The sequence below is a fragment of the Tabrizicola fusiformis genome, from assembly GCF_013328815.1.
Taxonomy (GTDB): domain Bacteria; phylum Pseudomonadota; class Alphaproteobacteria; order Rhodobacterales; family Rhodobacteraceae; genus Fuscibacter.
Genome location: NZ_JABUHN010000001.1, coordinates 1 through 18,766 on the forward strand (window position 1 = coordinate 1; position 18,766 = coordinate 18,766).

Here is an 18,766-nt window from a genome sequence, read left to right on the forward strand (position 1 = left end):
CTATCACAGAGGTCGCGGGGTAGGTCTGTCCACGGAAAGGGGAGGTCCCACGATCAACCGATTTGTGCAACAGAGCCCCGGCACGGCGTGGAAATGGATCCTGAACCCGTCACTGGGCATCCAGAAAGTCGTGAACGACCTTGGCTGGCACAGCTTCGTGTTCGACTGGATCACCCGGCCAGAGGTTGCAATCTATTGCGTCATCATCGCGGCCGTCTGGCAATCGACCGGCTTCGCCATGGCGATCTTCCTGGCCGGTCTGCGCGGCATCGACAATTCCATCATCAAGGCCGCCCAGATCGAAGGCGCCAGCCTTCCGCGGATCTATCTGTCGATCATCGTTCCCATGCTGCGGCCTGCCTTCCTCTCGGTCATCGTGCTGTTGTCCTATATCTCGATCAAGAGCTTTGACCTCGTGCTGGCCTTGACCAATGCAGGCCCGGGTTCGGCAACCGAGATGCCCTCGACCTTCATGTTTTCGGCCACTTTCCGGCGCAACCAGATGGGCGTGGGCGCAGCCAGCGCCATGATGATGCTGATGGCCGTCGCCGCAATCATCATCCCCTACCTCTATTCGGAACTGAAGGAGGACCGGAATGGCCACTGAACGCCAATCCCGCGCCCTGGGCCGCCTGTTCATCTATGGCTCGCTCGGCGCCCTTGCCATCTTCTACCTGATGCCGCTCTGGGTCATGATCGTCACCTCGCTGAAGTCGCTGGACGAGATCTATGCCGGGTCTTTCATCGGCCTGCCCAAGGTCGTGACTTTCGAAGCCTGGGCAAAGGCATGGGGAACCGCCTGTATCGGCACCCGTTGCGAGGGGCTGCGGCCTTATTTCATCAACTCGATCTCGATGGTCATCCCGGCGGTGATCCTTTCGTCGGGGATCGGAGCGATCAACGGTTATGTCCTGACCAAATGGCGCTTCAAAGGATCGAACGTCGTCTTCGGGATGCTGCTGTTCGGCTGCTTCCTGCCCTTTCAGGCGGTGCTGCTGCCGATGGCGCAAGTCCTCGGCTGGCTCGGGCTCTCGGGTTCGGTTGCAGGGCTGATTATGGTGCATACGGTCTATGGCATCGCCTTCACGACGCTGTTCTTCCGCAACTACTTCATCACCATCCCGGACGAGCTGACCAAGGCCGCCCAGATCGACGGCGCAGGTTTCTTCCGCATCTTCTTCTCGATCATGCTGCCCGCCGCCCTGCCGATCATTGTGGTCAGTTGCATCTGGCAGTTCACGCAAATCTGGAACGACTTCCTCTTCGGCGTCTCGTTCACCGCCGGGGAAGGCACGCCGATCACCGTGGCCCTGAACAACATCGTCAACGTCACGATGGGCCGCAAGCAATACAACGTCGATATGGCATCGGCCATGATCGCCGCAATCCCAACCCTTGTCGTCTATGTCGTCGCTGGCCGCTACTTCGTGCGCGGGCTGACGGCGGGCGCCGTGAAAGGCTGATCCAATGGCAACGCTTGAAATCGACCGCGTCAAAAAATCCTATGGCCAGATGGATGTCCTGAAAGAGGTCAACATCTCGGTCGGGGATGGCGACTTTCTGGTTCTGCTTGGCCCCTCGGGCTGCGGCAAGTCCACGCTTCTGAACATGATCGCGGGGCTTGAGGACATCACCAGTGGCGAGATCCGCATCGCCGGCGAGGCGGTCAACGACCGCTCTCCCAAAGACCGCGACATCGCCATGGTGTTTCAAAGCTATGCGCTTTACCCGACGATGACGGTGCGGCAGAACATCGAGTTCGGCATGAAGATCCGCGGTGTTCCGGCCGAAGAGCGCGCCCGGCACACCAAGATCGCGGCCGACATGCTGCAAATGGCGCATCTGCTGGACCGTCGCCCCAGCCAGCTTTCGGGCGGCCAGCGTCAGCGCGTCGCCATGGGCCGGGCGATTGTCCGCGAGCCCAAGCTCTTCCTGTTCGACGAACCCCTGTCCAATCTGGATGCGAAACTCCGCGTCGATATGCGCACCGAGATCAAGCGGCTGCACCAGCGTCTTGGCACCACCATCGTCTACGTCACCCATGACCAGATCGAGGCCATGACGCTGGCAACCCGGATCGCGGTGATGAAGGACGGCATCGTTCAGCATTTCGGCCCGCCGCAAGAGGTTTATGACCGCCCCGCCAACACCTATGTGGCGCGGTTCGTGGGGTCTCCGGCCATGAACATCATCCCTGCCACCCTGCATGTCGGGGCTGACGGGCGGGCCGAGGCGGCGGTGTCGCTGCCCTCTGGCGAAGCGCGGATCGCGGGCATTCCGCTCTCGGCGGCGACGTTGAAGGGCTACCACGGGCAAAAGGTGCTGCTGGGCATCCGGCCCGAGCATTTCTCGCTTTCGACCACGGGGCTCGATACCCATATCGACGTGGTGGAACCGACCGGGCCAGACACCCTCGCCGTCTTCTCGATGGGCGGAACAGAGGTCATTGCCCGGCTGGAGCCGTTCGCGGCGGCGGCGGGCGACCGTCTGCGGCTTGCGGTCAAGGAAGAGAAGGTCGTCCTCTTCGACGCAGCCACCGAAGCCCGTCTGGACTGAAAGGATGGACGCGGACCTGATCATCATCGGTTCGGGCGCGGGCGGGGCGAGTCTGGCTTCGGCGCTCGCGCCCTCGGGCCTGAAGATCCTCGTTCTTGAGAAGGGTCAGCCGCTGCGGCCTTCGCCCGAGGCGCGCGACGACCATGCAATCTTTCGGCGCGGCCATTTCGCGCCGACGGAAAAGTGGATGGGCTCGGACGGCACGCCCTTTGTCGCGGGCAATTACTATGCCGTGGGCGGCAATACCAAGTTCTACGGCGCCGTCATGTATCGCTATCGTGAGACGGACTTCACACCGCGCCCACATCTGCAAGGATCATCGCCCGGTTGGCCGCTGACCTATGCCGAGCTGGAGCCTTGGTATGCCAAGGCCGAAGCCCTGTTCCGCGTGCGCGGCACGACGGGCGAGGATCCGACCGAACCGCCGCACGCCAGCGCCTATCCCTTTCCGCCGGTGCCGGACGAACCTGTCATGGCGAAGGTGCGCCAAAGGTTGAAGGCGGCAGGGGTTCACGCCGCGTCGCTGCCCTTGGCCATCGACATCGACCGCTGGCTGGCCGAGGGCAAGACCGGATGGGACGCTTTCCCCAACACCGGCAAGGGCAAGATCGACGCGGAATCGGGGCCGCTGACCGACGCCTTGGCCCATCCCAATGTCAGCCTGATGACCGGGACGGAAGTGCTGCGGCTGGAGACCGATGCCAGTGGCCAGACCGTCATCGCCGCCGTGGTCCGCACGGCCACGGGCGAGACCCGGCTGACCGCCCGCGCCTTTGCCGTGGCGGCCGGGGCGATCCAGTCGGCGGCCCTGTTGCTGCGTTCGGCCAATGGCGCGCATCCGACGGGGCTGGCCAATGGCTCCGATCAGGTCGGGCGCAACTTCATGAACCACAATTCCTCGGCCATGCTGACGCTGGACCCCAGGACGCGCAACACATCGGTCTATCAAAAGACGTTGAGCTTCAACGACTTCTACGACAAGGACTTGGAAACCGGATTCCCTCTGGGCAATGTTCAGGGCCTTGGCCGGATCACGGCGAACATCCTGAAGGCCAATATGCCGATCCTGCCTATGCCGCTGGCCCGATTGATCTCGGCCTATGCTTTCGGCTGGTTCCTGCAAAGCGAAGACCTGCCCAACCCGGAAAGCCGCGTGTTCCTGCGCGATGGCCAGATCACGATTCACTGGGAGCGCAGCAACATGGACGCCCATTACGCGCTGATCGCCCGCACCAAGGCGGTGATGAAGCGCGCGGGCTTTCCCATCGTGCTGGTCCATACCTTTGGCCGCAAGACGACCTCGCACCAATGCGGCACGGCGCGATTGGGGAACGATCCGGCCCGGTCGGTGGTTCGCCCCGACCTGCGGGCGCACCAGTTGGGCAACCTTTGGGTGACGGATGCGTCGGTCCTGCCGACCTCAGGGGCGGTCAATCCTGCCTTGACCGTTGCCGCGCTGGCCTTGCGGGCCGCCCCGACCCTTCTTGAATGCCTGCAACAGGGGAAGACATCATGAATTCCTATGTCGGCCTTGCCGTCGCCTGCCCCGACTACTTCACCCGCAACACGCCGGGTCGCTCGGCAAAGGTGAAAGACGCTGCGGAAGGGGCCGATCTCGTTCATCGCCTCACCGAGGCCGCGCAGGCGATGAAGGGGACGATTGCGTTGCCCCTCCCCGGCAAAGCGTGACCTGACCACCAAGGCTCATCCGGCCCGGCCATCCGGGTAGACGGCGGGGCCCTTCAGCTCGATCTTGTTCCCGAAAGGATCGTGGATATAGAAGGCATGGCCCATGCCGCGGGCCCCGCCATGGAATGCCTCCTCGACGATCTCGACACCTTGGGTGGTCATGTGGGCGCGCATAAGAACAGGGTCGATCGGCCCGGTCGCAATGCACAGGTGATCCATGTTCTGCCCGCGCATCGCCTGCCCCCGCGCCGCCTCGGTCGCGGGGTGCGTCACGTCCCACAGGACGATAAGGTTTGCGCCACACCAGAGTTGCTCCATCCCGATGTCGGGATAGGAATAGCCAGGCACACAGCCCAGCACTCGGCCATAGAAATCAAGCGCCTTGGCCATGTCGTTGACGTAAAAGACGACATGATCGAAGCCAAGCAGATCGAAGGGGGCAGAGCGGGGGATCATCTGGGTCTCCGGGTCAGAGGGCAAGACGGCGTGTTTGGGTGGCGGCGGCGGTGAGGCGGTCAAGGGGCAGGGTGCCATCATCGACCGTCCGGGCAAGGTGGTGGGCGATCTGCGGGATCTGCCGGGCGCCCTGCGGCGACAAGAGCAAAAGGTCGGCCCCCGCGACCAGCGCCCTGCGGCAGACTTCGGCCAATGTGGCATCCCCAAGACATGCAGGATGGTCGAGGTCAAGCGTGACGACAAGCCCCTTGAAACCCAAGTCGCGGCGCAGAAGGTGCGTCACCTCGGGCGACAGGTTCGCCGGGCCGCCAAACGCCGGGAAGACTGCCGAAGACAGCACGACGCCACCCGCCCCTGATGCGATGCCCTGCCGAAAGGCGCCGAGGTGGGACAGGATTTCCTCCCGGTCCGAAAGCACGGTGGCCACCCCTTGCGAGGGGTTGCCCGTGAGGCGCGGGTGTCCTGGGAAATGCTTGAGTGCAGAGGTCACTCCGGCGGCCTCGATCGCCCGGACGTTGAGATCGACAAGACGCCGCGCCACTGGCTCGGGGCCAAGCGTGCGACCCTCGAGCCAGGCGTTCTCTACGATCAGGTCGGCGGTGGGCGATAGGAAGAGCGTGAACCCCAGGGCACGGGCGCGGCGTGCATGATCGTGCAAGATCGTGTAAAGCTGGTCGTCCGGCAGGTTCTGGGCGGTCACAAGCGTCGGCAATTCTCCGGCCAAGCCTTGCAGGCGGTTGACGGCGGCAAGGTCGGCATCACATGCCACCAGCAACCCGCCCGCCCGCGCCCGCAGCGCCTCGAGCGTGCGGCCCACGAATTCGGGCGTCTCTTCGGCAAGACGGGCGGGGCGCAGTCGACCGGTCTGGAACTCGTCACCTTCTTCGCCGAAGAGGACCGCCCGTCCGCCTTGGTCAAGGAAGGCCAGAAGGTGGTCCTCAACGCGCATGTTGTTTGAGACGGGCAGCAAGACGCCCCGGGCAAGAGTTTCGATGTCAGAGGGCATCCATGGCTCCTTAGGCTGTGATTTCAATGAGGTTTCCGTCAGGGTCGCGCAGGACGGCCTCGTAAAACCCATCGCCGGTGGTGCGGGGGCCGCTGACAAGGCAGCCCTCCAGCCCAAGCCGCGCAGCGATGCGGTCAACCTGCGCCATGGAGCCCACCGACACGGCAACATGAGCATAACCGTCGCGCTCGCCTTCGGCAAAGTCCTCGACCCACGGCCCGGTCATCAGCTCGACCTTTGGTCCATCGGCCAGCGTCAACCAGCAAGACCGAAATCCGGGCCGGTTGCGGCTGACATAGACAGGTCCAATCTCTGCACCGAAAACCCGGGCCCAAAATGCCGCTACTCCGTCCATGTTGCGCGTCCAGATTGCGACGTGGTGGATTTTCATTCAGGCCCCCTTCATGCGGCTTCTTGACGCTTCATGCATGATCGTGCATAAACGTGCAATATAAATCCGCTGCAGAGGTTCCCATGCCCCATTCATTGACCGAAGACGCCCATGCCGTCCTCTTCCCGGCTTTCGACGGGGTCACATTGAGCGACCCGGTGCGGCGCTATCTCGACAGGGGCGGGGTTTCAATTCTGGTGGGTGAATCCCGCGCCGAATATGTGGCGCGCGAAATGAGTGCCGCCCGCAAGGCCGCCGAAACGCCCGAGACCTTCCGTCGCCTGGTGCGTGACGCAGAAGGGCACACGGACCTCCTCCTGACCGCAATCGACCAGGAGTTGGGCGGCATTTGCCGGCTGCACGGCCTCGCCCTCGCCTTCCCGCCGCGCGCCGAGATCGCCACAACCAGCGCCGCCCAAATCGAAGCGCAAGCGGCCGAAGTTGCCCGCGTTGCAGCAGACCTTGGCATCAACCTTTTCCTCGCGCCGATCCTCGATGCGCTGGACGGGCCGAATGCCTGGCTGGAAGGCCGCACCTGGTCTGCCGATCCCGAGGTTATCGGGCGCCTCTCGGCGGCCTATATCCGGGGCGTGCAGGGCGCGGGTGTCGCGGCGACGGCCAAGCACTTTCCGGGTTTCCGCTCGGTGACCGCCGATCCCGCCATTGACGCCACGGCGGTTTCCCTGACCGAACTGCCCGCGGTCGAGGCCGGGTTGGCGCCCTTCCGCGCGGCCATAGCGGCCGATGTTGATGTCATCATGGTCGGTCCTGCCATCGTGCGGGCGATGGACCCGGCCAAAGCCGCGCTGCGCTCGACCGAAGTGGTGCGGCGCCTGACGCAGGGTCTGGGGTTTCGGGGCGTGGTCATGGCCGACGACCTCGATTCACAGGCGACGATGCGTGGCGACAGCGTGGCCGAAGTGGCCATCGACGCATTGAATGCGGGCTGCGACTTCCTGCTTCTGGCCGATATTGGCACCCAGGTGACCGAGATTGCCGGGGTGATCGAGGCCGCAGCCCGCTCGGGCCAAATCTCGGCTGAAGCTCTGGCCCGCTCGGCGGCCAAGGTGCGCGCGCTTGCGGCCCGTCGCGCCGTGCGGCTCACTTGACCTTGGCGTCGTCTGCGGGTCACCTGCGGGTCGAGGCAAAAACCGGAACAAGATGCTGACCCAAGAGCGCCAGAACATCATCCGCCTCCGCCTCGCCGCCGATGGCAAGGTGGTGGCGGGCCAATTGGCCGAAGAGTTCCGCGTGTCCGAGGACACCGTGCGCCGCGACTTGCGCGATCTTGCCGCGCAGGGCCTGTGCGAGCGGGTCTATGGCGGGGCGATCCTGCGGGCCAAGGATGCGCCGCCGCTTCAGGCGCGGCAGGGACAGGACAGCACCGAGAAGCGCAAGGTCGCCAAGGCGGCGGCGGGTCTGGTGGCTGCGGGTCAGGTGATCTTCATAGACGCCGGCTCGACCAACCTGCTGTTGGCGCAGGCCCTGCCGCGCGACATCGAGCTGACGGTGGTAACCAATGCGCCGCTGGTCGCCAATGCACTGAACGACCATCCCCGCGCCAGTGTCCTTCTCCTTGGCGGGATGATCGACCAGAAGCGGGGTGCGGCGCTGGGCGGGACGACACTTGCGGCAATTGCCGATATCTTCGCCGATATCTTTTTCATCGGCACCTGCGCCTGCGATCCGCAGTCTGGCCTGACCGCCTTCGACGCCGCCGAGGCCGAGGTCAAGCGCGCCATGGCTGCACACAGCGCCCGGCTTTGCGTCGCCGCCACAGCCGAGAAGCTTGGCACCCGCGCGCCCTATCGGGTGGCCGAGGCGGCAGCGATCACGGATCTCGTGACTTCCGGCTTGGCCGCACCGGGTTTGTTGACGGCTTTCGAGCGGTTGGGGGTCAGGACGCTGACGGCCAGTTAGGACGCGGCACGATCTTCTCATGGCGGCTTTCCTGCCCCCGGGCGCCGGGGCTGCCGGTTACAGCCCGAGGAAGATGCTGGGACCAAGCTGTGGGCTCATAGCTTTGGTCCACAGCCTTGATCACACCATGAGGACGGCAGCCGGATGGTTGGTTGCCGTCTTTTCATATCCTTTTGCGGTCTTGCCGAACGCTTGCCTTTGCCGAAGACCCGTCCGATCAGGATGCGCCGCCGGATCGCTCTGCCCAGCAAAGGCGGAACCCCGACCATCACCCGATTTGTGCAACAGAGCCGGAGGGTGTCAGGAAAGATGCCCACGGTGGCCAGCCCTCTGGTAAGGCGACTGCAACGGTCGCAGCGGGCAGGATTTGCCAAGTCCTGTCGTCGCGGCGCGGCTTGACCCCGGCCACCGCTTTGGGCCAATGCTGGCGGCCATGACGACCACGCCGCGCAAGAAGAAAGCCGAAGAAACGCCGCCGTTGCCGCCCGAACCCCGGCTGCGGCGCGTCCGGCGCTGGATCGGGCGCGGGCTTGCGGCGATAGCGGGGTTTTACCTCTTGCTGATCGTGTTGTTCAGCTTCCTGCCGCCGCCGATCAACCTGTATCAGATGGGCGAAGCCTGGCGACTTGGCGGGATCTCCAAGGATTGGGTCGGCTGGGATGAGATTGCCCCGGCGATGGGCCGTTCGGTCGTGGCGGGCGAGGATGCCAATTTCTGCCGGCATTGGGGCTTTGACATGGCCGCCATCCGCGAGGCGATCAAGGAGGGCAGTAACCGGGGCGCCTCGACCCTGTCGCAGCAGGTGGTGAAGAACACCTTCCTCTGGCATGGCCGAAGCTGGCTGCGCAAGGCGATGGAGGCGGGGCTGACGCCGGTGGTCGAGCTGCTCTGGTCCAAGCAGCGGATTCTAGAGGTCTATCTCAACACTGCCGAATTCGACGAGGGTGTGTTCGGGGTGCAGGCGGCGGCGCAACATTACTTTGGCGTCGATGCTGCCAAGCTGACCGATCTACAGGCGGCGCGGCTGGCAGCGGTGCTGCCGAACCCCAAGGAATACGATGCCGGCAAGCCGGGCCCCTTTGTCCGCAAGCGGGCAAATCAGATTCTGTCGGGGGCCGAAACCATTGCCGCCGATGGCCGCGATGACTGTTTTGAGGCGCGCGACTGACGCGGTTGCGGTTGAAATCGCCGCGATTGCGGGGCAGAGAGGGGCAAACCACCGGAATGCCGTCCTCATGATCCGCCTTTACCATTTCCCGCTCTCGCCCTTCTGCCGCAAGGTGCGCCTGACCCTTGCCGAGAAGAAGCTGGAGGTCGAGCTGATCGAAGAGCGGTATTGGGAACCCTCGCCCGATTTCCTGCGGCGCAATCCGGCGGGCAAGGTGCCGGTGCTGCGGCTGGACAACCGGGTTCTGAGCGAAAGCCAGGCGATCTGCGAATATCTGGAAGAGGCGTTTCCGGGCGTGCAACTGATGCCGCGCGACGTGGAAGCCCGCTATGAGGTGCGCCGCCTCTGCGCCTGGTTCGACGACAAGTTCCACAGCGAGGTCACCTCGAAGCTGCTTTACGAACGGGTGAACAAGAAACTGATGGGGCAGGGCTACCCCGACAGCAAGAACGTCAAATTCGGCGCGGGGCGGATCAAATACCACATCGACTATCTGGGCTGGCTCTTGGATCAGCGGCGCTGGCTGGCCGGCAATGACATGTCGCTGGCCGATTTCACCGCGGCGGCGCATCTGTCGAGCCTCGACTATATCTCGGATGTGGACTGGAACCGCTCGGCCACGGTCAAGGACTGGTATGCCAAGATCAAGTCGCGGCCCTCGTTCCGCACACTTCTGGCCGATCAGGTGCCGGGCTTTCCGCCGCCCGCGCATTACGCCGATCTGGATTTCTGATCCTCAGCGCCGCCGCCCGAGGATCAGCACACCGCAGCCGACGATCATCGCCGCGCCGATCAGGGTGGCGCTGTCGGGACGCTCGCCGAACAGCCCGATACCCAGCCCCATGGCGAAGAGAAGCCGGGTATAGCGGAACGGGGTTACGGCCGAAACCTCACCCGTGCGCATTGCCACGGTCAGCGCACCATAACCGAGGATGCCGAAGAGGCTGGCCCCTGCCAGCAGCCCCGCACCCGAGGCCGAGGGCAGGCTGGCCCCGCCGGTGACCGACAGGATCACAAGGCCCGAGATCCCCAGAACGGCAAAGCCCGCCACCCCCAGTTGCGCATTCGACAGGGCAGGCGGCGCGGCGCGGGTGGCAAGGTCGCGCCCGGCAAAGCCCAGCATCCCGCCCAGCGCGAGGAGCGACAGATGGTCAAACCCCGCCAGCCCCGGTCGCAGGATCACCAGCACTCCGGCAAAGCCAAGGGCGATCACCGCCCAGCGCCCGGCGCTGACCCGTTCGCCAAAGACCAGGGCCGCGCCCAGCACCACCACCAGCGGCGTCGCCTGTAGAATGGCCGAGGCGGTGGAGATCGGCGTCAGCGCGATGGCAAGGGCATAAAGCAGACGCCCGGCCAGCTCAAACCCCGAGCGCAGCGCCATCGTGCGCGACAGGGCGGCAGCCGGTAACGGGGGCGCCCCCGCCCGCGCCGCCTGCAGGCCAAAGACCACGATCCCGGCCAGCCCCATCACGATCAGAACCTGCCCCACCGGCATCTGCCGCGCCGCCGCCTTGATGAAGGCATCCTCGACGGCAAAGCCTGCCATGGACAGGATCATGTAAAGGCTGCCGCGCAGATTGTCGGTCATGGCGCGGGGCCTTCCTTTGACGGCTGTATTGCGGAAAGGGCAGAAGCCTCCGGCGGGGATATTTATCGCCAAGATGAAACCCGCTGCCATTTCATCTTGGCGATAAATATCCCCGCCGGAGGCTCCGCCGCTGATCAGGGGCGCGCCGGGGTCAGATGAGGCCGGCGTGCTGCATGGCGGCCTTGATGCGGTCTTTGGTGCCATCGGTCAGCCCGACCAGCGGCAGGCGGACCTCTTCGCTGCACAGACCAAGGAGCGACAGGCCGTATTTGGCGCCGACAAGCCCGGGCTCGATGAAGATCGCCTCGTGCAGCGGCATCAGGCGGTCTTGATACTCCAGCGCCTTGGCATAATCACCGCGCAGGGTGGCCTCCTGGAATTCGGCGCAGAGGCGCGGCGCCACGTTGGCGGTGACCGAAATGCAACCGACCCCGCCATGGGCGTTGAAGCCGAGGGCGGTGGCATCTTCGCCCGAAAGCTGGATGAAATCCTTGCCGCAGGTGATCCGCTGTTGCGAGGGACGGGCGAGGTTGGCGGTCGCGTCCTTGACCCCGATGATCCGCGGCAGTTTCGCCAGTTCGCCCATGGTGGCGGGCAGCATGTCCACCACCGAGCGGGCGGGGATGTTGTAGATGATGATCGGCAGATCCGAGGCGTCGTGCAGCGCGGTGAAATGCGCGATCAGACCGGCCTGGGTCGGGCGGTTGTAATAGGGGGTCACCACCAGCGCGGCATCGGCGCCGACCTTTTGCGCGTGCTGGATCAGCCCGATTCCTTCGGCAGTGGCGTTCGAGCCTGCCCCGGCGATTACCGGAATGCGGCCCGCGGCGGCCATGACCACCGCTTCGATCACCGCGCCATGTTCTTCATGGCTCAGGGTCGGGCTTTCGCCGGTGGTGCCCACGGGCACAAGGCCGTGGCTGCCTTCGGCCACATGCCAGTCCACCAGTTTTTTGAGCGTATCAAAGTCCACAGCGCCGTTCTTGAACGGCGTGATCAGGGCAGGAAGGGATCCCTTGAACATGACACGCTTCTCCTTGGGTCTGGGCAATGAGTCGCCCGTTGAAAACGCGCCCTGATTAGCCGGGCATCGGCACTTTGCCAAGTATGGGCGTCAAAATGCCGGAGGGGGGTTGGCTCGCGGGCTTGTGGCTTGTGGGCAAGGGGGGGCTTTGGCAGGATTGCGCCATGAGCAGAACAAGAAAAATCATCACGATGCTGGCGCTTTGCCTTGGCCTTGGCGCGCCGGTTCCGGCGGGCGCCGATGCTGTCGGCGCGCTGCGCGAGGGGCTGGCGGCGGTTCAGGCCAAGGATTGGACGGCGGCGCTGACGGCGGCGCGCGGGGCGGGGGCTGTGGGGGGGGATCTGATCCTCTGGCACTGGCTGCGCGCGGGCGAGGGGCGGCTGGGCGACTATGAAGGCTTCCTTGCGCGCCGGCCCGACTGGCCGGGGTTGGCGTTGTTGCGCGAAAAGGGCGAGGTGGCGGTGGCCCGCTCGACCGAGCCTTCACGCGTGATCGCGTGGTTTGCCGGGGGCAAGCCGCGGACCGGGGCCGGAGCGGTGGCGCTGGTGCGGGCGCTGGTGCAGGCCGGGCGGCCGGGTGAGGCTGAGCAGGCGGCCTTCGATGCCTGGGCAAATCTGCGCTTTGCGCCCGAGGATGAGGCGGCGATGCTGGCGCTTCAGGGCGATGCCCTTTCGGTGGCGCATGAGTTGCGGCTGGACAACCTGCTCTGGGCCGGGGACCGCCAGGCCGAGGCGGCGCGGATGCTGCCCCTGGTGCGCGGCGATTTCCGCGCCTTGGCCGAGGTGCGGCTGGGTTTGCAGCGCGATACGGCGGGTGTCTCGACCCTGATCGACCGGCTGCCTGCGGCGGTGCAGGGGGATGCCGGGCTGGCATGGGACCGCTTCATCTGGCGGATGAAGAAGGACCGCTACGACGACGCTGCCACGCTGATCCTTGAGCGCAGCAGTTCGGTCGCCGCCTTGGGCCGGCCGGAAGCCTGGGCCGAACGGCGCGCCCTTCTGGCGCGGCGGGCGATGCGCGAGGGGGAGGCGAAGACGGCCTACCGGCTGGCCTCGGGGCATCATTTGTCGGGCGGCGATGCGTTTGTTGATCTGGAGTTCCTGTCGGGCTTCATCGCGCTGCGCAAGCTGAACGATCCGGCACGGGCGCTGACGCATTTCGACCGGCTGAAGGCGGCGGTGAAGACCCCGATCAGCGTGGCGCGGGCGGAATACTGGCGCGGCCGCGCGCTTGAGGCGCAGGGCGATACGGCCGGGGCCAAGGCGGCCTTTCAGGTGGCGGCGCGCAACCAGACGGCGTTTTATGGGCTGTTGGCCAGCGAGAAGCTGGGCCTGTCGCTGGACCCCGCGCTGGTGACGGTGGGTGAGGCGGGGCCGGGCTGGAAGACCGCGCGCTTTGCCGGGTCTTCGGTCTTGGCCGCCGGGCGGATGCTGGCCGAGGCGGGAGACCGCACGCTGGCCAAGCGGTTCTTCCTGCATCTGGCCGAGGGGCTGAATGGCGAGGAATTGGGTCAGTTGGCCGACCTTGCCCTGCGGATGGATGAGCCGCATATCGCGCTTCTGGTGGCCAAGGCAGCGGCAGAGCGCGGGCTGATCCTGCCGCGCGCCTATTACCCGGTGCCCGCCATGGTGCCCGATGATCTGGCGGTCAGCCGGGCGCTGGCGCTGGCGATCACCCGGCGGGAAAGCGAGTTTGACCCGGCGGCCCAAAGCACGGCGGGCGCGCGGGGGCTGATGCAGCTTTTGCCGGAAACGGCGGGGCGGATGGCCAAGGGGCTGGGGCTCGACCACACAACCGGGCGGCTGACGGCGGACCCGGCCTATAACGTGGCGGTGGGCAGCGCCTATCTGCGGCAGATGGTGGACGAGTTCGGGCCGTCGATCGCGCTGGTGGCTTCGGGCTATAACGCCGGGCCGGGGCGGCCGCGCGGCTGGATCGGCAGTTTCGGCGACCCGCGGCGCGAAGATGTCGATGTGGTGGATTGGGTCGAGACCATCCCCTTCACTGAAACCCGGACCTATGTGATGCGGGTGGCCGAAGGGGTGGTGATCTATCGCCAGCGGTTGAAAGGCGCGGCTGGCCCGGTGCGGATCACGGCAGAGCTGAAGGGCGGGTGATCAGCCCCGCGCCTTCACCCTTTGCCGCCACAGGGTGAAAAGCCCCGCCGCCACCACCAGCCCGGCGCCGATGGCGACATTGCTGCGCAGCCGTTCGTCGAACAGCCACATGCCAAGGCCCGCCGACCAGACCAGTTGCAGATAGGCAAAGGGCTGCACCGCCGAGGCTTCGGCCACGTCATAGGCTTTGATCAAAAGCCAGTGGCCGACCATGGCCGTGATGCACAAGAGCGCCATCATCGCCGATTGGCCCGCGCCCATCGGGGTCCAGTGCATAAGGCCGGGCGGCGTCATGGCCAGCGCCCCGACCACCCCCGTCCAGAAGAAGCTGACCGAGGCGGCATCCCCGCGCGCAACATAGCGGGTCAGCAGCCCGTAAAGCGCGAACATGAAGGCCGCAGACAGCGGCAGCAGTGCCCAGGGCGAGAACACCGCAAAGCCCGGCTGCAGGATGATCAGCACGCCGACAAAGCCAATGCCGATGGCGCTCCAGCGCCGCCAGCCGACCTTTTCACCCAGAACCGGGCCAGAAAGGGCGGCGACCAGCAGCGGATAGCAGGTGAAGACGGCATGGGATTCGATCAGGCCGAGTTTGACAAAGGCCACGACCATCACGCAGACCTCGACCACCAGCAGCACGCCGCGTAGCACCTGAACCAGCGGAAACCGGGTATGCACCGCGGCCCGCAACCCGCCGGGGCTGCGCGCGGCAAGCAGGGTCACGAAGGCGGCGAAGGCCCAGAAGCGGATCATCACCACCATCATCACGCTATGCGTTTCGGCCAGATGCCGCGACAGCACATCCTGCGCCGAAAACACGATGGTGGTGGCCACCATGAGAAGGGCGCCCAGCCTTGTGTTCTGTTCAGCCATTTTGTTCAGCCATGACGCGGCTTCCTTTCCAGCCACAGCGCGAAGAGGCCCGCCCCGGTCACGACGGCGGTGCCCAGCGCGACGGGCAGTTTCAGTGTTTCGCCAAAGACCGAGACCCCGATCAGCGCGGCGAAGACGATATGCAGATAGGCAAAGGGCTGCACCACACTGGCCTGTGCCGCCTCGTAGGTTTTCAGCATCAGCCAGTTTGCCAGCACCGCGGTCGCCGCATAGCAAAGCACATAAAGCCAGTCGAGGGGGGCAATGGCTTGCCATTGCGGCAGGCCGAGAACGGTCATCAGGACGGCGCCGATCACCGCAGGCCAGAAGAAGGCCGGAAAGGTTCGTTCGTCCCGCGCGGTCAGCCGGGTCAGCACCGAATAGACCGCAAACAGAAGCGCCGCCGCCAAGGGCAACAGCGCGGGCCAGCCAAAGACCCCGGCGCCGGGTTGCAGAATGATGATGACCCCGATCATGCCCACCCCAACCGCCACCATGCGCCGCAGGTTGATCGCCTCGCCCAGCACGGGGCCGGAGAGGGCCACCACCAGAAGCGGGCAAATGGCGAAGACGGCAAGGCTGTCGATCAGCCCGATCAGGGTATAGCCCCAGACCATGAGAGAGATTTCGGCCACCAGCAGCACGGCGCGCAGCGCATGGATCGCCAGCCGGTCGCTTTGCACGGCGGCGCGCAGGCCCTCGGGGCGGCGCAGGGCCAGAAACAGCACGAAGGCGGCAAAGACCCAGTAGCGCAGCATCACCACCATCAGGGTGTTGTAGGTGCCGGCGAGATGGCGCGAAAACCCGTCCTGACAGGCAAAGACGAAGACGGTGGCAATCATCAACCCGATGCCGCGGCGGTTGTCCCTGCTCATATCCGCCGCCCGGTGGTCATATGGCGCTTGCGGCCATGGCCGGGCTGGCGGGTCACGGCAAAGCCCGCATCGGTCAGGGCGCGACGGACATGGCCCGCAGCGGTATAGGTGGCGAATGTGCCGCCGGGCGCGGTGTGGCGGGCGACCTCTGCCATCAGATCGGCGCTCCACAATTCGGGGTTCTTGGCGGGCGAAAAGCCGTCAAGAAACCACGCATCGGCGCGGCCCTGCCAGCGCGGCAGCGTGTCACGCGCATCGCCGATGATCACCTCGGCATGGACGCCGGGCAGCGACAGGCTTGTGGCGCCTGCCGCCCATTGCGCAAGGAATGGGTCGGCGATGGCGCGGGCCTGCGGGAAATGCTCCAGCGCACGGGCGATGTCGTCTGCGGGCAACGGAAACGCCTCGAAACTGGTGAAGCGCAGGGTGACACCCGGCGGCACCACCATCGCCAGCGCCAAGAGGTTCAGCCCGGTGCCAAAGCCCAGCTCGGCAATGTGAAAGCCGTCGCACAGCCGCGCGGGCAGGTCATTGCCGGCAAGGAAGACGTGGCGGGTTTCGGCCAGCCCGTCATTCAGGCTGAAATAGGGGTCATCAAAGCGGCGCGAGACCGGGATGACGCCATCGCGCCAGTCCAAGCCCTGCCCCTGTTCGCCGCCGGTCATTTCGCCTATCCCTGTCGCCGCGCGGACCATGGGGAAGGCGGCGGCGAATGGCAAGGGTCGATCTGACGGTGCGCGGCGGCGGGGTTTTCGGCCTGTCGATCGCCTATGAGGCGGCCCGCCGCGGCGCCAAGGTGCGGCTGGTCGAGGCGGTGCGGATCGGCGCCGGCGCCTCGGGCGGGCTGGTGGGGGCGCTCTCGCCGCATGTGCCCGAAGGGTGGAATGCCAAGAAGGCGTTTCAGCTCGACAGCCTCCTGATGGCTCAAGGGTTCTGGGCCGGGGTCGAGGCCGCCTCGGGCCTGCCCACGGGCTATGCCCGGCTCGGACGGCTGCAACCCTTGGCCGATGCGGCGGCCGTCGAACTAGCCCGTGCGCGGGGCGCCGGGGCGACTCTGCTGTGGCAGGGGCAGGCCGAATGGCAGGTCGTGCCCGCCACGGGGGCGGTGTGGGAACCGGCCAGCCCCTCGGGCCAATTGGTGCGTGATACACTCTCGGCCCGGCTGCATCCGCGGCTGGCGATTGCCGCACTGGCGGGCGCGGTCCGCGCGCTGGGCGGTGCGGTGATCGAGGGCGAGGCGGCAGACGAAGGCGCCGTGGTCTGGGCCACCGGCGTTGCGGGGCTTGCAGGTCTGGGCGCCGCGCTGGGCCGCAAGATCGGCGACGGGGTGAAGGGGCAGGCGCTGTCGCTGCGCTTCGCGGCCGAGGGGTTGCCGCAGCTTTTCGCAGGCGGGTTGCATGTGGTGCCCCATGCCGATGGCACGGTTGCCATCGGTTCGACAAGCGAGACGGCGTTCGACGATCCGCAAGCGACCGATGCACAGCTTGACACGCTGCACACCCGCGCGGTGGCGGCGCTTCCGGTGCTGGCGGGCGCGCCGGTGGTGGCGCGCTGGGCCGGGCTGCGGCCAAGGGCCACCACCAAGGCACCGCTTCTGGCGCCATGGCCCGGGCGGCCCGGGCATTTCGTGGCCAATGGCGGTTTCAAGATCGGTTTCGGCATGGCGCCCAAGGTGGCGCAGGTGATGGCCGATCTGGTGCTGGAGGGGCGCGACGGGGTCCCTGAGGGGTTCCGGCTGCCCGGCTGACGGAGGGGAGCCGTTCCCCACATCCTCTCTCCAGAAATATCCCACGGGGGTCCGGGGGTGTGAAACCCCCGGCTGGCCGGGCAGGGGCGCCGGCCTATCCGGTCTGCCCCCAATCCGCCCCCTGCATCTCGCGCAGGCGTGAGGTGGTGCGTTCAAATTCGAAGGCGCCCGAGCCTTCGGTGTAAAGCCGCTCCGGCTCATCCGCGGCCGAGCAGATCAGCCGCACCTTCGCCTCATAGAGCGCGTCGATCAGGGTGACGAAACGCTTGGCCTCGTTGTAATTCGAGGCGGACAGTTGCGGGATATCCTCAAGGATCAGCACCCGCACCGCTGCCGCAATGGCAAGGTAATCGGCGGGGCCGAGGGGGCGGGCGCACAGCTCCCAGAAACTCGCGCGGCCCACACCGCTGGCAAAGCGCGGCAATTCCACCTCGCGCCCGTTCACCGGCAGGCGCAGCGGCTCGCCCCGGGCACCGCCGGTCAGATCGGCCCAGATCGCCTCGATCTGGCCCTTCACCTTGCCCGAGGGATGGAAATAGACCTGCGCCCCGGCCAGACGGTGCTGGCGGTAGTCATTGGGGCTTTCCAGCCCCACCACCTCAAGCCGGTCGTGCAGCATGGCGATGAAGGGCAGGAACAGCGCCCGGTTCAGCCCGTTCTTGTAGAGGTCTTCCGGCGGGCGGTTCGAGGTGGTGACGATCACCACCCCCGCCGCCAGCAGCTTTTCAAACAGCCGCCCGACGATCATCGCATCGGTGATGTCGGTGATCTGCATTTCATCAAAGGCCAAGAGCCGCAGCCCGCGGGCCACCTCTTCGGCCACCGGGGCCAGCGCATCTTCGACCCCGGTCTTGCGCGCCTCATGCATCCCGCGGTGGATTTCCTGCATGAAGGCATGGAAATGCACCCGCCGCTTTCCGCTGATCCCGGTCGCCTCGAAGAACAGGTCCATCAGCATCGACTTGCCGCGCCCGACCCCGCCCCAGAGGTAAAGCCCCTTGGGCGGCGCCACCGGACGCGCGAAAAGACCGGCGAACAGGCCGACCTTGCGGGTCGCATTCGCCTCAAGCCAAAGGCGCAGCGCCTCAAGCCCGGGCAGCACGGCATGTTGCGCCGGATCGGGGCGCAGGCTGCCCGCGGCGACGCGGCTGTCATAAATCTCGGTCAGCGTGGGGCGCATGTCTCTGGATAGCGGCTGCTGCCCTTCAGGAAAAGACCGTATACCATGGTATCCTGGGGTTTGATCAAGAAATGTTGCGGCCAATCCTCGTTCGGGCAAGTTAATGCGCCGCGAAAAAGACAAACCGTTTGCAAGCGCAAGGGGCGTTCCCTACTCTTGCCGGCAACATTCGTTTC

General features: G+C 65.9%; 20 protein-coding genes. 11 read left to right on the forward strand and 9 right to left on the reverse strand.

What is annotated here, in order from left to right; translation table 11 throughout:
• The first annotated feature begins 64 nt into the window (after positions 1-64).
• The 5 genes from HS053_RS00005 to HS053_RS00025 are packed head-to-tail and all read left to right on the forward strand — an operon-like array spanning position 65 to position 4,245.
• Positions 65-607, forward strand: a complete 543-nt coding sequence (locus HS053_RS00005) for a carbohydrate ABC transporter permease (RefSeq protein WP_347233276.1) — start codon at positions 65-67, stop codon at positions 605-607.
• The gene (locus HS053_RS00010) at positions 597-1,463 is read left to right on the forward strand and encodes a carbohydrate ABC transporter permease (protein WP_174209142.1); all 867 of its coding nucleotides are present in this window, start codon (positions 597-599) and stop codon (positions 1,461-1,463) included. Before HS053_RS00005 ends, HS053_RS00010 begins: the two co-directional genes overlap by 11 nt.
• Before the next feature lie 4 nt (positions 1,464-1,467).
• On the forward strand, positions 1,468-2,556 hold the full coding sequence (locus HS053_RS00015) for an ABC transporter ATP-binding protein (protein ID WP_174209143.1): 1,089 nt from the start codon (positions 1,468-1,470) through the stop codon (positions 2,554-2,556).
• Between the two features lie 4 nt (positions 2,557-2,560).
• Positions 2,561-4,072, forward strand: coding sequence for a GMC oxidoreductase (locus tag HS053_RS00020; RefSeq protein ID WP_174209144.1), 1,512 nt, complete (start codon positions 2,561-2,563; stop codon positions 4,070-4,072).
• On the forward strand, positions 4,069-4,245 hold the full coding sequence (locus tag HS053_RS00025; protein ID WP_174209145.1) for a hypothetical protein: 177 nt from the start codon (positions 4,069-4,071) through the stop codon (positions 4,243-4,245). Before HS053_RS00020 ends, HS053_RS00025 begins: the two co-directional genes overlap by 4 nt.
• A 15-nt stretch (positions 4,246-4,260) precedes the next feature.
• On the opposite strand, the gene HS053_RS00030 is transcribed toward HS053_RS00025, so the two are convergent.
• From HS053_RS00030 to HS053_RS00040, 3 genes are read right to left on the reverse strand one after another with little or no spacing between them, the layout of a single operon-like run.
• On the reverse strand, positions 4,261-4,701 hold the full coding sequence (locus tag HS053_RS00030; RefSeq protein WP_174209146.1) for a VOC family protein: 441 nt from the start codon (positions 4,699-4,701) through the stop codon (positions 4,261-4,263).
• Positions 4,702-4,714: 13 nt separating this feature from the next.
• A complete protein-coding gene (locus HS053_RS00035) occupies positions 4,715-5,707 on the reverse strand; it encodes a glycoside hydrolase family 3 N-terminal domain-containing protein (protein WP_174209147.1) in 993 nt (330 codons plus the stop codon).
• A 10-nt stretch (positions 5,708-5,717) separates the two neighbouring features.
• On the reverse strand, positions 5,718-6,098 hold the full coding sequence (locus tag HS053_RS00040) for a VOC family protein (RefSeq protein ID WP_174209148.1): 381 nt from the start codon (positions 6,096-6,098) through the stop codon (positions 5,718-5,720).
• 83 nt (positions 6,099-6,181) lie between these two features.
• On the opposite strand from HS053_RS00040, the gene HS053_RS00045 reads away from it, so the two are divergent.
• The 4 genes from HS053_RS00045 (at position 6,182) to fzlA (ending at position 9,919) form a co-directional block, all read left to right on the forward strand.
• Entirely contained in the window at positions 6,182-7,207 is a 1,026-nt protein-coding gene (locus HS053_RS00045; RefSeq protein ID WP_174209149.1) for a glycoside hydrolase family 3 N-terminal domain-containing protein, read from the forward strand.
• 52 nt (positions 7,208-7,259) lie between these two features.
• A complete protein-coding gene (locus tag HS053_RS00050; protein WP_174209150.1) occupies positions 7,260-8,018 on the forward strand; it encodes a DeoR/GlpR family DNA-binding transcription regulator in 759 nt (252 codons plus the stop codon).
• A 433-nt stretch (positions 8,019-8,451) separates the two neighbouring features.
• Positions 8,452-9,186 (forward strand): monofunctional biosynthetic peptidoglycan transglycosylase, encoded by a 735-nt coding sequence (mtgA, locus tag HS053_RS00055; protein WP_174209151.1) that lies wholly within the window; start codon positions 8,452-8,454, stop codon positions 9,184-9,186.
• 67 nt (positions 9,187-9,253) lie between these two features.
• A complete protein-coding gene (fzlA, locus tag HS053_RS00060; protein WP_174209152.1) occupies positions 9,254-9,919 on the forward strand; it encodes an FtsZ-binding protein FzlA in 666 nt (221 codons plus the stop codon).
• A gap of 3 nt (positions 9,920-9,922) precedes the next feature.
• Here the strand turns inward: fzlA and HS053_RS00065 are convergent, their stop codons facing one another.
• Entirely contained in the window at positions 9,923-10,774 is an 852-nt protein-coding gene (locus HS053_RS00065) for a DMT family transporter (protein WP_206677564.1), read from the reverse strand.
• 151 nt (positions 10,775-10,925) lie between these two features.
• Positions 10,926-11,798: a 4-hydroxy-tetrahydrodipicolinate synthase gene (dapA, locus tag HS053_RS00070; protein ID WP_174209153.1), complete on the reverse strand. Its 873-nt coding sequence runs from the start codon at positions 11,796-11,798 to the stop codon at positions 10,926-10,928.
• A gap of 164 nt (positions 11,799-11,962) precedes the next feature.
• Between dapA and HS053_RS00075 the strand changes: the two genes are divergently transcribed.
• Positions 11,963-13,915, forward strand: a complete 1,953-nt coding sequence (locus HS053_RS00075) for a lytic transglycosylase domain-containing protein (protein ID WP_241699707.1) — start codon at positions 11,963-11,965, stop codon at positions 13,913-13,915.
• On the opposite strand, the gene HS053_RS00080 is transcribed toward HS053_RS00075, so the two are convergent.
• Genes HS053_RS00080 through mnmD form a run of 3 tightly spaced genes read right to left on the reverse strand, consistent with a single transcriptional unit; the run spans position 13,916 to position 16,328 of the window.
• Positions 13,916-14,788 carry a DMT family transporter gene (locus HS053_RS00080; RefSeq protein WP_174209154.1) on the reverse strand — a complete coding sequence of 291 codons (873 nt, stop codon included), beginning with the start codon at positions 14,786-14,788 and terminating at the stop codon, positions 13,916-13,918.
• A gap of 5 nt (positions 14,789-14,793) precedes the next feature.
• Positions 14,794-15,663 (reverse strand): DMT family transporter, encoded by an 870-nt coding sequence (locus HS053_RS00085; protein ID WP_174209155.1) that lies wholly within the window; start codon positions 15,661-15,663, stop codon positions 14,794-14,796.
• Positions 15,660-16,328 (reverse strand): tRNA (5-methylaminomethyl-2-thiouridine)(34)-methyltransferase MnmD, encoded by a 669-nt coding sequence (gene mnmD / locus HS053_RS00090; RefSeq protein ID WP_241699708.1) that lies wholly within the window; start codon positions 16,326-16,328, stop codon positions 15,660-15,662. Before mnmD ends, HS053_RS00085 begins: the two co-directional genes overlap by 4 nt.
• Positions 16,329-16,375: 47 nt before the next feature.
• Between mnmD and HS053_RS00095 the strand changes: the two genes are divergently transcribed.
• Positions 16,376-17,410, forward strand: coding sequence for an NAD(P)/FAD-dependent oxidoreductase (locus tag HS053_RS00095; protein ID WP_174209156.1), 1,035 nt, complete (start codon positions 16,376-16,378; stop codon positions 17,408-17,410).
• A 94-nt stretch (positions 17,411-17,504) separates the two neighbouring features.
• On the opposite strand, the gene zapE is transcribed toward HS053_RS00095, so the two are convergent.
• Entirely contained in the window at positions 17,505-18,590 is a 1,086-nt protein-coding gene (gene zapE / locus HS053_RS00100; RefSeq protein WP_174209157.1) for a cell division protein ZapE, read from the reverse strand.
• Between the last annotated feature and the right edge of the window lie 176 nt (positions 18,591-18,766).

Bases quoted from the DNA above. Each gene is read 5' to 3' on its own strand.
- HS053_RS00010 (WP_174209142.1), top strand. From the start codon at position 597: ATGGCCACTGAACGCCAATCCCGCGCCCTGGGCCGCCTGTTCATCTAT.
- mnmD (WP_241699708.1), bottom strand. From the start codon at position 16,328: ATGACCGGCGGCGAACAGGGGCAGGGCTTGGACTGGCGCGATGGCGTC.
- HS053_RS00095 (WP_174209156.1), top strand. From the start codon at position 16,376: ATGGCAAGGGTCGATCTGACGGTGCGCGGCGGCGGGGTTTTCGGCCTG.
- HS053_RS00015 (WP_174209143.1), top strand. From the start codon at position 1,468: ATGGCAACGCTTGAAATCGACCGCGTCAAAAAATCCTATGGCCAGATG.
- HS053_RS00020 (WP_174209144.1), top strand. From the start codon at position 2,561: ATGGACGCGGACCTGATCATCATCGGTTCGGGCGCGGGCGGGGCGAGT.
- HS053_RS00040 (WP_174209148.1), bottom strand. From the start codon at position 6,098: ATGAAAATCCACCACGTCGCAATCTGGACGCGCAACATGGACGGAGTA.
- zapE (WP_174209157.1), bottom strand. From the start codon at position 18,590: ATGCGCCCCACGCTGACCGAGATTTATGACAGCCGCGTCGCCGCGGGC.
- HS053_RS00075 (WP_241699707.1), top strand. From the start codon at position 11,963: ATGAGCAGAACAAGAAAAATCATCACGATGCTGGCGCTTTGCCTTGGC.
- HS053_RS00080 (WP_174209154.1), bottom strand. From the start codon at position 14,788: ATGGCTGAACAGAACACAAGGCTGGGCGCCCTTCTCATGGTGGCCACC.
- HS053_RS00030 (WP_174209146.1), bottom strand. From the start codon at position 4,701: ATGATCCCCCGCTCTGCCCCCTTCGATCTGCTTGGCTTCGATCATGTC.
- dapA (WP_174209153.1), bottom strand. From the start codon at position 11,798: ATGTTCAAGGGATCCCTTCCTGCCCTGATCACGCCGTTCAAGAACGGC.
- HS053_RS00065 (WP_206677564.1), bottom strand. From the start codon at position 10,774: ATGACCGACAATCTGCGCGGCAGCCTTTACATGATCCTGTCCATGGCA.
- fzlA (WP_174209152.1), top strand. From the start codon at position 9,254: ATGATCCGCCTTTACCATTTCCCGCTCTCGCCCTTCTGCCGCAAGGTG.
- mtgA (WP_174209151.1), top strand. From the start codon at position 8,452: ATGACGACCACGCCGCGCAAGAAGAAAGCCGAAGAAACGCCGCCGTTG.
- HS053_RS00085 (WP_174209155.1), bottom strand. From the start codon at position 15,663: ATGAGCAGGGACAACCGCCGCGGCATCGGGTTGATGATTGCCACCGTC.
- HS053_RS00035 (WP_174209147.1), bottom strand. From the start codon at position 5,707: ATGCCCTCTGACATCGAAACTCTTGCCCGGGGCGTCTTGCTGCCCGTC.
- HS053_RS00025 (WP_174209145.1), top strand. From the start codon at position 4,069: ATGAATTCCTATGTCGGCCTTGCCGTCGCCTGCCCCGACTACTTCACC.
- HS053_RS00050 (WP_174209150.1), top strand. From the start codon at position 7,260: ATGCTGACCCAAGAGCGCCAGAACATCATCCGCCTCCGCCTCGCCGCC.
- HS053_RS00045 (WP_174209149.1), top strand. From the start codon at position 6,182: ATGCCCCATTCATTGACCGAAGACGCCCATGCCGTCCTCTTCCCGGCT.